The sequence below is a fragment of the Solirubrobacter soli DSM 22325 genome, from assembly GCF_000423665.1.
Taxonomy (GTDB): domain Bacteria; phylum Actinomycetota; class Thermoleophilia; order Solirubrobacterales; family Solirubrobacteraceae; genus Solirubrobacter; species Solirubrobacter soli.
Genome location: NZ_AUIK01000022.1, coordinates 227,543 through 239,379 on the forward strand (window position 1 = coordinate 227,543; position 11,837 = coordinate 239,379).

General features: G+C 71.8%; 10 protein-coding genes. 4 read left to right on the forward strand and 6 right to left on the reverse strand.

What is annotated here, in order from left to right; all coding sequences use genetic code 11:
• Positions 1 to 337: 337 nt before the first annotated feature.
• Positions 338 to 1,876 carry a penicillin-binding transpeptidase domain-containing protein gene (locus tag G569_RS62685; protein ID WP_028064366.1) on the reverse strand — a complete coding sequence of 513 codons (1,539 nt, stop codon included), beginning with the start codon at positions 1,874 to 1,876 and terminating at the stop codon, positions 338 to 340.
• A gap of 194 nt (positions 1,877 to 2,070) precedes the next feature.
• Between G569_RS62685 and G569_RS0117525 the strand changes: the two genes are divergently transcribed.
• Positions 2,071 to 2,994, forward strand: a complete 924-nt coding sequence (locus G569_RS0117525; protein WP_028064367.1) for a sigma-70 family RNA polymerase sigma factor — start codon at positions 2,071 to 2,073, stop codon at positions 2,992 to 2,994.
• Here G569_RS0117525 and G569_RS0117530 read toward each other — a convergent pair.
• Positions 2,974 to 3,714 (reverse strand): alpha/beta fold hydrolase, encoded by a 741-nt coding sequence (locus tag G569_RS0117530; RefSeq protein ID WP_037497287.1) that lies wholly within the window; start codon positions 3,712 to 3,714, stop codon positions 2,974 to 2,976. The two genes, G569_RS0117525 and G569_RS0117530, sit on opposite strands and share 21 nt — an antisense overlap.
• Before the next feature lie 146 nt (positions 3,715 to 3,860).
• Here G569_RS0117530 and G569_RS0117535 point away from each other — a divergent pair, with 146 nt between their 5' ends.
• Entirely contained in the window at positions 3,861 to 5,069 is a 1,209-nt protein-coding gene (locus G569_RS0117535) for an aminotransferase-like domain-containing protein (RefSeq protein WP_211233015.1), read from the forward strand.
• The gene (locus tag G569_RS49350; RefSeq protein ID WP_157592111.1) at positions 5,056 to 5,838 is read left to right on the forward strand and encodes an aldo/keto reductase; all 783 of its coding nucleotides are present in this window, start codon (positions 5,056 to 5,058) and stop codon (positions 5,836 to 5,838) included. The genes G569_RS0117535 and G569_RS49350 overlap by 14 nt, the downstream gene beginning before the upstream one ends.
• Before the next feature lie 3 nt (positions 5,839 to 5,841).
• Here G569_RS49350 and G569_RS0117545 read toward each other — a convergent pair whose 3' ends face one another.
• Entirely contained in the window at positions 5,842 to 7,860 is a 2,019-nt protein-coding gene (locus G569_RS0117545; RefSeq protein WP_157592112.1) for an FG-GAP repeat protein, read from the reverse strand.
• Between the two features lie 259 nt (positions 7,861 to 8,119).
• On the opposite strand from G569_RS0117545, the gene G569_RS0117550 reads away from it, so the two are divergent.
• Positions 8,120 to 9,679, forward strand: coding sequence for a M28 family peptidase (locus G569_RS0117550; RefSeq protein ID WP_157592113.1), 1,560 nt, complete (start codon positions 8,120 to 8,122; stop codon positions 9,677 to 9,679).
• Here G569_RS0117550 and G569_RS61200 read toward each other — a convergent pair.
• From G569_RS61200 to G569_RS0117565, 3 genes are all read right to left on the reverse strand, one after another.
• Positions 9,676 to 10,881 (reverse strand): response regulator transcription factor, encoded by a 1,206-nt coding sequence (locus G569_RS61200; RefSeq protein WP_084285114.1) that lies wholly within the window; start codon positions 10,879 to 10,881, stop codon positions 9,676 to 9,678. The genes G569_RS0117550 and G569_RS61200 overlap by 4 nt on opposite strands.
• A 68-nt stretch (positions 10,882 to 10,949) precedes the next feature.
• On the reverse strand, positions 10,950 to 11,198 hold the full coding sequence (locus tag G569_RS0117560) for an ACT domain-containing protein (RefSeq protein ID WP_028064372.1): 249 nt from the start codon (positions 11,196 to 11,198) through the stop codon (positions 10,950 to 10,952).
• Between the two features lie 181 nt (positions 11,199 to 11,379).
• The coding region (locus tag G569_RS0117565) for a methyl-accepting chemotaxis protein (RefSeq protein WP_028064373.1) at positions 11,380 to 11,837 on the reverse strand (458 nt) is incomplete at its 5' end.

Genomic DNA, 11,837 nt, shown 5'->3' on the forward strand with positions numbered 1-11,837 from the left:
AGCGTGCGCGATCGCGCATGGTCGACCACTCGGGCCTAGGGGTGTGTTGCTCAGCTCCCGGATAGCGAAACACGAGCAACACACCCCCCGTCACCGAGGCGCGCGCGGCGCGGCGCGGCCTGCGGTGCCGCGGCGCGTGTGGCGTGGCGCGGGTGACGCGGCCCGGCGTGGCGCGATGCGGCGTGGCCCGGCCCGGCCCGGCCCGGCGTGGCGCGGCGTGGCGCGGCGTGGCGTGGCGTGGCGCGGAGTGGCGCGGCCCGGCCCGGCCCGGCCCGGCGCGACGCGGAGAGGCGCGGCGCGGAGTGGCGCGGCCCGGCGTGGCGGAAGCGCGGGCGGGTTAGAGCGCGGCTTGGATGACGCGCTTGGCGATCGGGGCGGCGGAGGCGCCGCCCTGGCCGGCGTTCGGGAGCATCACGGCGACCGCGACCTTCGGGTTCGACGCGGGGGCGAAGGCGACGAACCAGGCGGTGGTGTTGGCGGCGTTCTGGGCGATGTCGGCGGTCGAGACGAGCTCGGCGGTGCCGGTCTTGCCGGCGACCTGGATGCCCGGGATCGCGGCGGCGCGGCCCGTGCCGGAGTTCACCACCGCGATCATCATCGTCCGCACGTCGCCCGCCACGCCGGCGCTGACCACGCGCTTGCGGGGGTTGCGCCCGCCCGCCAGCCACGGCTTGATGCGGACGCCCTTGTTGGCGATCGTCTGGGCGACCGAGGCCATGCCCAAGGGCGTGGCGTTGTCCTTGTTCTGGCCGATCGCGGACGCGCCGACGGCGAGCGAGTCCTTCAGCTCCGACGCCTTCGGGATCGTGTTGACCTTCGCCGCGGGGATGTCGGGGGTCTCGTTGAAGCCGAACTTCTCCGCGATCGCCACCAGGCGCTTGGCGCCGACCTTCGCGCCGATCGGCCCGAAGACGCTGTTGCAGGAGTGGGCGAACGAGGTGACGAGGCTGCCGCCGCACTGCTCGTCGGACGCGTTGCGCAGCTTGACGCCGGAGAGCGTCGCGTACTGGCGGACGGGATAGGAGCTGGACATCTTCGTCGCGCCGTACGTCAGGCCCGCCGCGGCGGTGATGATCTTGAAGCTCGAGCCGGGCGGCTGTGGCGCGCTCACCGCCAGCCCCGCGAGCGCGAGAACCGAGCCGTCCGAGGGCTTGATGACCGCGACGCCGCCCGCCTTGCCACCCAACGCGTTCAACGCCTGCTGCTGCAGCCCCAACCGGATCGTGGTGTGGATCGAGCGCCCGCGCCGGCCCTCGATCTTCGCGATCGTGCGGTCGCCGAACTTCAGCGACGAGCTGGCACGCCCGCCGAGCCGGTCGTTGTAGATGCGCTCGAGTCCGGTCGGCTTCTTGCCCGCCTCGCCCGCGATCGACGCGCCGGTGGGGTTGGAGTTCAGGAGCTGGCCGCCCGCGGCGTAGATGTTCCCGCGGGTGGGGGTGGCGCCGCTGCGGCGGCGGACCTCCTCGCCCTCGCGCACGCCGGGCAGCACCATCTCGGGCGACCAGCCCACGCGAGCGACGTCCTCCTTCTGGATCGCGTGGAAGGTGATCGTGCCCTTCAAAGTCCCGAAGTCCTTCGTCTTGACCGACACGGGAACCTTGACCACGCCGCCGCTCAGCAGCGGCCCGAGCGTGCCGATCGTCACCTTCTCGACGCCCGCCGCGCGGTTCGCCCGCCGATAGTCGGCGAGGAACGAGATCTTCGGGTTGGCCTTGACCGACGCCGCGTCCAGCAGCCCGTACATCGCCTCGTAATCGCCGCGCGCCCACGCCGAGGTGAACTTCTCGACGGTCTCGTGCCGCTTGTCCTTGTGCAGCTGGCTGGAGATCAGCGCGTAGGCGCCGTAGGCCAGCGCGATCAGCGCGACGATACCCACGAAGACGACGCTCAGCGACGGCCCGGACCCGCCCCGCTGGCGCCGCCGCCGGCGCGACGCGGACTTGGGCGGCGACAGGAACAGCGAACCGGCCCGGGGGGCGTACCCGAGCGATCCAGTCCGACGTCGACGCCTGCGGGCCACCGGGACTGGTTCTAGCGGGTCCGCCGGATCCCTTACCCTCGGTAGGAGAGATGTCCACGGCCGCATTCGCCGACTACGAAGCACTCGTCGAGCCCCACCGTCGCGAGCTCCAGGCCCACTGCTATCGGATGCTCGGCTCCGTCCAGGACGCCGAGGACGCGCTGCAGGACGCGCTGCTGCGGGCGTGGAAGGCGCTGGACCGCTTCGAGGGGCGCAGCTCATCGCGCAGCTGGCTCTACCGGATCGCCACCAACGCGTGCCTGGACGCGCTCAGCAAGCGGCCCAAGCGCGTGCTGCCGATCGACTACGACGACGCGCCGCTGGGGGAGACGGTCTGGCTCGAGCCCTGCCCGGACGAGCTGGCCGACGGCTACGAGGAGCGCGAGGGCATCGAGCTGGCCTTCATCGCCGCGCTGCAGCACCTGCCGCCCAACCAGCGCGCGGTGCTGATCCTGCGCGAGGTGCTCGGCTTCAGCGCCAAGGAGGTCGCGGAGATGCTCGACACGACCCCGGCGTCGGTCAACAGCGCGATGCAGCGCGCTCGCGTCACGGTCGACCAGCGGCTACCGGCCCGCTCCCAGCAGGCGACGCTGGCGGCGCTCGGCGACGAGGAGATCAAGGCGCTGGTCGGGCGCTACGTCGAGGCGTGGGACCGCGGCGACGTCGACGCCGTCGTCGCGATGCTCACGGAGGAGGCGACGTTCTCGATGCCGCCGAACTTCGAGTGGTTCCGCGGCCGCGAGCCGATCCGCGCCTTCCTCCCGACCGGCCCGCTGTCGATCCCGCGGATCTTCGTCCCGACACGCGCCAACGGGCAGCTGGCGTTCGGCACCTACAAGCTCATGGACGGCGAATGGGTCGCCAACGCGATCCACGTGATCACAGTTGACGAGCGCGGCGAGATCACGGACATGATCGCGTTCCTGGACCCGAACCTGTTCGCGCGCTTCGGGCTACCGCTGATCGCGCAGTAGCGCGAGGAACTCGGCCGGCCGTTCCATCGACGGCAGGTGGGTGACGCCCTCCCACTCGACCAGACGGGCGCCCGGGATCGCGGCGGCGACGCTCCGCGCCGTGGCCTGCGTCGCGTCGATGTCGCGCGTCCCCACGAGCACGGTCGTCGGCACCGCGATCTCACCCAGCCGCGGCAGCGGATCGTTCTCCACCTCCTCGAGGTCGTCCCAGCCGTCGGTGACCTCGAAGGCGCGCCGCTGCATCACGCCGACCTGCTCACGCACCGCCGGGTCCGCTCCGGGCACCCAGGTATCGAGGTTGGCCATGACCGCGGCGTCGAAGTCACCCGCGGCCACGGCCGCGTTCTCGGCGTCCCAAAAGGCCCGGAGGCCCGGCGTCACCTCGGCGATCAGCGACCCGCCGGGCGCGCTCAGCAGCAGCGACGTCACGCGCGACGGCGCCGCCAGCGCGAGCTCCACCGCAACGCCCGCACCGAACGAAGCGCCCACCAGGGCGAACGGCGGCACGCCTTCCAGAGCGGCGAGCACGTCGGCGAGCGGGTCGTACACCCGCGGCTTCTCAGCCGACTCCCCGAACCCGGGCAGGTCGAGCCGGATCGCGTCCCGCTCCGCGGTCAGCGCGGCCCACTGCGGGTTCCACATGCGCCGGTCGGCGATGCCGGCGTGCAGGAGGACGATCGGGTTCCGGCCGGTCGGACCGGCGCGGTCATAGGCGAGCATGGACAAAAGCGTGGCATTCCGATTGACGGAGCGCGTACCATCTTCCCCATGAGGCGAGTAGCCCACACCGTCGCTCCTTAGCCCCGGCCCGCTCGCCGGGAGGGCGACGGCTCCACACCCTTCCGATGACGATCCAGGAGCCACACATGGCCATCTCGCCTCCCGCGCCGCTCGCCGGCGCACCGCTGTCCCGCCGCCTCGCGGATACGCAGTCCTCGCCCGTGCGCGAGCTGCTCGAGACCGCGATGCAGCCCCACATCATCAGCCTCGCCGGCGGCCTGCCCGCGCCCGACACGTTTGACGTGGTTGGTCTGCAGGCCGCCTTCGACGAGGTCTTAAGCGGTCCCGACGCGGTCCGCTCGCTGCAGTACTCGCTGACCGAGGGCGACCCCGCCCTGCGCGACCGTCTCGCCGCGTTCCTCGGCACGCGCGGCCTCGAGGCGACCGGCCGCGACATCCTGATCACGACCGGCTCCCAGCAGGCGCTCGGGCTCATCGCCTCCGCGCTGTGCGACCCGGGCGACACGATCCTCGTCGAGGACCCGACCTACCTCGCGGCGCTGCAGACCTTCCAGCTCGCCGACGTCAACGCCGTCGCGATCGCCTCCGACGAGCAGGGTCCCGACCCGGAGGACCTGATCCGCCGCGCGCGTGAGACCGGGGCCAAGGCCGCGTACCTGATCCCGACCTTCCAGAACCCGACCGGACGCACGCTCAGCGCCGAGCGCCGCGCCGCGCTGGCCGAGGCGGCCGCGACCGCGGGCCTGTGGCTGATCGAGGACGACCCCTACAGCGCGCTGCGACTCGACGGCGAGCCCGTCGACCTGCTCGCCGCGCACCCCGCCGCCCGCGAGCGCACGATCGTCATCCAGACGCTCTCGAAGGTCCTCTCGCCCGGCCTGCGGATCGGCTACCTCCGCGCTCCCGAGGCACTGCGCGGCCCGCTGGCCGTCGCCAAGCAGGCAGCCGACCTGCACACGTCGACGATCGCCCAGATGGCGGCGGAGCGCTGGCTGGCGGAAAACGACCTGAGCGAGCACATCGCGAGCCTCGCCGCACACTACCGCCCGCGCCGCGACGCCCTGGCCGCCGCGCTCGAGGAGCACCTCCCGGAGGGCTCGACGATGACGCGCCCCGAAGGCGGCCTGTTCATCTGGGTGCAGCTGCCCGACGGCTACGACGCCGAGTCGATCCTCCCACGCGCGATCGCCGGCGGCGTCGCCTTCGTTCCCGGCAAGTACTTCTACGCGGGCGAGCCGGACCCGCGGACGCTGCGGGTCTCGTTCGCCACCGCCACCGTGGCCGAGCTGCACGAGGGAGCCGCGCGGCTGGGAGCCGCCATTGCAGCTGCGTGAGCTGGGAGCCGGCGGGCCGCGCGTGTCCGTCGTCGGTATGGGCACCTGGCAGACCCTCGACACCCCTGAGGGCCGTGACGACGTGGTCGAAGCGGCCCTCGACGCCGGCTCCACCTTCATCGACTCCTCGCCGATGTACGGCGAGGCCGAGCGCACGCTCGCGCAAGGCCTCGCCGACCGTCGCGACGAGGCGTTCGTCGCCACGAAGCTGTGGACGAGCGACGACGCCGAGGCGGCGCGTCAGGCGGACCGCGCGATCAAGTGGTACGGCCGCGTCGACCTCTACCAGGTCCACAACCTCGTCGGCACACCGCGGCGGCTCGACCTGCTCGAGCGGCTGCGCGACGACGGCAAGGTCGGCCACATCGGCGCCACGCACTACAGCGCGAGCGCCTTCGACGAGCTCGAACGGGTGATGCGCAGCGGGCGCATCACCGCGATCCAGGTCCCGTACAACCCGCGCCAGCGCGAGGTCGAGCGGCGCATCCTCCCCGCCGCCGAGGAACTCGGCATCGGCGTGGTCGTGATGCGCCCCTTCGGCGAGGGCGCCCTGATGCGCCGCCCGCCGAGCGCGGCCGATCTGGCCCCGCTCGGCGTCGACTCCTGGGCTCAGGCCCTCCTCAAGTACGTCCTCTCGGATCCCCGGATCACGGTCGCGATCCCAGCGACCTCGAAGGCCGCGCGGGTCCGGGAGAACGCTGCTGCCGGCGAGCCGCCCTGGTTCGGAACGGACGAGCGAGCGCTCGTCGAGCGGCTCGCCAGCGTGTAACGCTTACGGTGTCGTCGTCGACAGCGTGAAGGTGAGCGTCTTGCTGTAGGTGCCCGTACGCAGGGCGTCGTTGGCGGCGACGGTCTGGCGGAAGCCGAGCGTGACGGCGTCGTTCGAGACCGGGCCCGGGTAGCTGAGCAGGGCCAGCGGGCCGGTGCCGAGCGCGGCGAACGCCGAGTTCGGGTTGGCGGTGTTGATCGCCCGGACCTGCAGCGCCGCGGGCATCGAGAACGTGCCGTTGACCAGGTGACCGGTCGCCGTCGAGCTCGGATCGGACACGGACAGGGAGGCGTCACCCGCCGTCGAGATGACGTTCGCGCCGAGCGTGCTGTTGTACGTGCCCGCGACACCCGGGACGAAGGCGCCGAAGCTCGCGCTGGCGGTGCTCAGCGACAGCGAGAGCGTCGCCGGGACGGACCCGCCGGCGGGCAGCTCGGAACTGACGGCCGAGACGCCGTTGAGCAGCAGCGCGAGTCCGCGGTCACGGCCGGTGCCGACCGGCGTCTGCTGGTTGGAGTCCCAACCCGGGATGCCGACCGCGGCCACGTTGGTGTGGGTGCCGGAGATGTCGCCGAGACCGGCCACGCTCCAGCCGGCCTGGTCGCCCCAGCGGAAGCCGCCGCCGCCCATGAGCAGCTGGCCCTTGGCGGCCATGCTGCCGACGTTGACGTTCGTCGGGTTCGGGGCGCCGTAGACGACGTAGGCGGCGCCGATCGACTCCTGCGGGCCGACGCTGTTGGGCGCCGGAGCGAGCGTCGGGCCGGACGGGCGGTCCTTGCCGGGCGCGCCGATCAGGACGTCGCCGATGTTGTCGCCGTTGAGGTCGGGCGAGACCGCGACCGACCAGCCGGCGCCGTCCTGGGTCGTGGCGCCGTCGATGCGGAAGTCGCCGGGGCGCAGCGAGGCGAGCGCGATGTCGCTCGAGAGCGCGCCGCCCTTGAGCACGTAGGCCGAGCCGGACATGAGCGAGCCGCCCTGGCCGTGGAACGGCACGCCGATGACGAGGTCGGGCTTCTTGTCGCCGGTGACGTCGCCGGAAGCGAGCGCCCAGCCGGACTGGTCCTCGGCGTCGCCGTCGATTCGGTAGCCGTCGGCGCCGAGCGCGCCCAGCGCGACCGCGGTGCCGGTGGTCTTGCCCTTGACCACGTACGTGGCGCCGGAGTAGTTGTTGGCCCAGATCGCGGAGACCGCGACATCGTCCTTGCCGTCGCCGGTCCAGTCGCCCGCGGCGACCGCCCAGCCGGCCTTGGAGTCGCCGGCAGCGCCGCTCATGCGGAAGCCGCCGTCGCCGAGGTTGGCGAGGTCGACGTTGGCCTGGTTGGCCTGGCCGAACACGACGTAGGCCGCGCCCGCGTCGCCCTCACAGGTCTTCGGGAGGCCGCCGTTGCGGCAGGAGGTGCCGATCGCGCCGAGCACGAAGTCGCGGCGGCCGTCACCGTTGACGTCGCCCGAGGCGACGGAGTAGCCCGCGCGGTCGCCCTCGCCGGCACCGTCGATGCGGAAGCCCTGCGTGTCGGTCGCGAGGTCGATCTCCGCGTTGCTCGCGCGGCCGTAGACCACGCGCGCGCCACCCGCGTTCGTCTTGGCGGGCGTGCCGGGGTCGGCCCACGGGGTGCCGATCAGCAGGTCGTCCTTGCCGTCGCCGTTGACGTCGCCGACGCCGGTCAGCGACCAGGCGGCGTGGTCGTTGGCGACCGCGCCCTCGATGCGGACGCCGTTGGTCCCGAGCGCGGCGAGGTCGACGGAAGCGCCCATCGACGCCTTGCCGTAGACCACGTAGACCACGCCCGCCTGGGCGCGGGTCGGGCCGTCGGCACCGAGCATCCACATGCCGAGCGCGACGTCCCTGATGCCATCGCCGTTGAAGTCGCCGGCGGCGGTGATCTTGTCGCCGACCTTGGCGGCCGCGGCGAGGTTGCCGATGCGCACGTTGGCTTCCGTCAGGAGGTCCACCGAGCCACCCGCGTTGAGCGGGCCGGCTAGGGCCTGGGGTGCGACGACCGCGCACAGCGCGGCAGTCACACCGGCGCACGCCAGCGCACGCCGTCTTCTCGTATTCAGCACTGCGTATCCCTCTCTGGGCCGATTCCTCAGTTCGACCCGTCCCCGCCCGCCATGATGGCCTGCTCGCTACTACGCCGCGTAAGAACTGGCCGTTCGGGGGAACCCGAACGGTCCGCGCTCGCGCACGCGCGGCGCCGGCGGGGTAACGTCGCCGGTCTGTGAGCGCCGCCCGTCCCGACTAGCTCGCATCCAGTTCACATCGGATGAGGAAGAGATCGTGCGGAAGACCGTTGCGGTGCTCGCCCTCGGCCTGCTGGGCGTTGCGCCAGCCCAGGCCGTTGCGGCGGACCCTGACACCACTGCGTTGAGAAACGCGGTCACGCGGGCGGAAGTCCTGCGTTACGAACAGCGCCTGAACGCCATCGCGCTGTCCAATGAGAACAATCGACTGACGGCGTCCCAGGGCAACTTCGAATCGGTGAACTACGTCATCGGCGAGCTGCGCAAGATCGGCTACAACCCGACGCTCGTGCCCTACGCCAACACGTCGTCGCCGAACGCCTGGTCCGAGCGCACGCCGTCGACGCTCGCGGTCGTCACGTCGCCGAACCAGACGACGCTGCCCGACGGCAAGACGTTCGTCAATGGCACCACGGCGACGAGTGACTTCGCGCAGATGACCTGGAGCCAGAGCGCCGACATCACCGCGCAGGTGATCCCGGCCGCCCGCATCCAGATCCCGCCGCCCGCGACCGCCGACACGGTTCGCAGCGGCTGCTCGATGAGCGACTACCCGGCCGCGGTGAAGGACAACATCGTGCTCGTCCAGCGCGGTGGCTGCACCGAGCTCGTGAAGGCGATCAACGCCCGCGCCAACGGCGCCAAGGCGGTCATGATCATGAACGAGGGCCAGACCGGCCGGACCGCCTCGGCGCGCTATGTGTCACAGACCTACCCGGGCACCGTGGGCATCGGCATCACCTACGCGCTCGGCCAGCAGATCGTCGAGGCCTCGCAGGCCGGCCCCGTGACGATGCGCTTCAAGTCCGACAACAACCTGACGCTGCGCATCGACTACGACATCAGCGCCGAGACCCCGGGCGGCGACCCGACCCGCGTGCTCCAGGTCGGCGCCCACATCGACGGCGTCGCCGCCGGCCCGGGCATCAACGACGACGGCACCGGCACGGCGATGAACCTGACGATCGCCAGCCAGATCATGAAGCTCGGCATCACGCCCAAGTACAAGATCCGCTTCGGCTGGTTCTCGGGCGAGGAGCAGGGCCTGTTCGGCTCGACGTTCTTCGTCAACCAGCTCAACTCGCTGCAGACGACGCAGACGCTGGCGATGCTCGACTACGACATGATCGCGTCGACGAACTGGATCCCGTTCATGTACGTCCCGAACGACGTCACGGAGCCGACGCTCCCGCCCGCTCAGCGGGCCGCGGAGGCGACGCTGAGCAAGACCCACATCGACTACCTCAACTCCAAGCTCAACGTCAAGCAGGTCGACTACCCGTTCGACAACCGGTCCGACTACGCCCAGTGGCGCCGCCCGTCGGCGACCCGCGGCGTCCCCGCGACCGGCTTCTACACCGGCGCCGAGGGCATCAAGACCGCCCAGCAGGTGGCGGACAACGCGGCGTCGACAGCGGGGACCGGCGGCCAGGCCGGCATCCAGGCCGACCCGTGCTACCACGAATGGTGCGACACGGTGTTCAACCTGAGCGAGTACGGCCTCAACGAGTTCACCGACGTGCTCGCCCACAGCATCCTCTCGTTCGCCGGCGTCGGCCAGGACGCGGTCGAGATGCCCGTCCGTACCGACAACTAGGCAGCGGTCAACAGGCCGAGGTCGTTCGCGCGGCGAACGGCCTCGGCGCGGTTGCGCACGCCGAGCTTGCGGAAGATCGACGACGCGTGCTGCTTGACCGTGTTGGGGGAGAGCCCGAGGTCGGCCGCGATGGCGGGGTTGGTCGCCCCGGTCGCGAACGCGGTCAGCACCTCGTGCTCACGCGGGGAGACGACCTCCTGAGGGCTGCCGCCTCGCTCGTGGGCGCCGCGGCAGGCGCGCTGCACCGCGTCGACGAGCCGCGCCGCCGTCCACCACTGACGCACGACGCCCACGGCGCCCGCCTCACGCAGCTCGGCGGGGGAGCCGCTCTCGTCGTCGCGTACGAGCAGCGTGCGCACGCCGTCCAGCGCGCGGCTGAGGCTCACGTCGCCGACGAGGGCGACGTCCGGTCGCAACCGTGCCGCGGCCGCGGCCGCATCCCGCGCGTCGCGCGCGCCGGCGACGACGGCGTGGTGCTGCAGCGCGAGCAGCAAGCCGGTGCGGCGCACGTCGTCGGGATCGGCGACGAGCACGCGCGGTCGCCCGTCGTGCGTCAACGGACCTGCCGGTTCGTCGTCCACCATCTGGTGGTCGGCGAGCACCCCCAATCGCCGCGCGGTGTGCACCGCCGCGGCGCGGTTCGGGGCGCCGAGCTTGTCGTAGAGCCCGAGCATGTGGTGCTTGATCGTCCCGGGCGCGAGGTACAGGGACGCGCCGATCTCGGCGTTGGTCAGCCCCGCGCCGACCAGCCGCAGGATCTCGCGCTCGCGCGGGATGAAGCGCACGCCGTCACCCGGGTCCGGCTCACAGGCGCGGCCGGCGGCGAGCTCGTGGACCGCCTCGAGCAGCGCGCGGGCGGGGCGGTCCTTGGCGATCACGCCGCGCGCACCGGCCTGGCGCGCCGTGCGCATCGGGACCAGGTCCCAGCGCGACGTCAGCAGCGCCGTCATCGGCACGAACTCCGACAGCTGTTCGCAGATCGCGAGGCCGCACTCGGATCCGAGGTCGACGTCGACCAGCGCGAGGTCGAACGCGATCGAGCCGGCCATGAGAAGCGCCTCGGGCCCGCTGCGCGCGCCGGCGCAGCGGTCGACCCAGGGCACGCGGCCCAGTAACCAGCGCAATCCGTTGCGCAGCACCTCGTGATCGTCGACCACGAGGACCCGGAGCGTTCGCGCAGGGGCACCCTCGGCAACCAACACGCTCGGATTCCTAATGCGTTAGCTCCAGGAGCGGCAAGTGAGAAGTCGCGGAGAACTCTCAACGGCAACTATGGGGCGTAGTCGACCGCGAGCACATCAATCGCGTTCTCGAGGCGGCCGCGCAGCAGCTGCAGGTGGCGTTCGTCGGCGCTGACGGCGAGCTCCAGCCGCGGGTGCGCGTAGGTCATGGCCAGCACCTGGGCGCCGCGCCGCTGGCAGATGCCGAGCACGCGCAACAGGACGCCGGGGGCGTCGGAGACGTCGACCGCGAGTCGCGTGACGGACGAGGGGGCGACGCCGGGGGGAAGCAGCAACATGGGGGAAGAGCCTTTCTGTCCCCGATGCGATCGCCACGCGCGTTACCCGCCGCTTGACGTCCCCGTCAGGGACGACAAAGGCCCGCGGTGGTGTTCCGCGGGCCTAGCGAATAATGATGGCGATGCAGGCGGAGCCGAGCGTCACAGCGGATGTGGCGGTCGGCTCCATTGGTCGGGCAGTCTACACGGCCAGCTTGAAGCGGCTGACGACGCTGTCGAGTTTCTCCGCGGTGGCGGCGAGCTCTTGGGCTGAGGCGGCGATCTCCTGGGTGGAGGCGCTGGTCTGTTGCGTGGAGGCCGAGACTTCCTCGGCCGAGGCGGAGGACTGCTCGGCGACCGCCGCGACCTCGGTGATGTCGGACTCGGCGCGGGTGGCCTCGGCGCTGATCTGGTGCACGGCCGTCGCGATCGCGGTGACGCGGTCGGTGACGTCGGCGACCGCGGTGCCGATGGCCTCAAAGGCCTCCCGGGTCTGCTCGACGGTGGCGACACCGTCGGCGGTGCGCTGATTGCCTTCCTCGACGACGGTGACGACGTTCTGGGTCTCGGCCTGGATCTCGCCGATCAGCGACGAGATCTGACTGGCCGCCGACTGGGACTCCTCGGCGAGCTTGCGCACCTCCTCGGCCACGACGGCAA

Coding starts and splice junctions, on each gene's coding strand:
- G569_RS0117525 (WP_028064367.1), top strand. CDS start 2,071: ATGTCCACGGCCGCATTCGCCGACTACGAAGCACTCGTCGAGCCCCAC.
- G569_RS0117530 (WP_037497287.1), bottom strand. CDS start 3,714: ATGCTCGCCTATGACCGCGCCGGTCCGACCGGCCGGAACCCGATCGTC.
- G569_RS0117535 (WP_211233015.1), top strand. CDS start 3,861: ATGGCCATCTCGCCTCCCGCGCCGCTCGCCGGCGCACCGCTGTCCCGC.
- G569_RS0117560 (WP_028064372.1), bottom strand. CDS start 11,198: ATGTTGCTGCTTCCCCCCGGCGTCGCCCCCTCGTCCGTCACGCGACTC.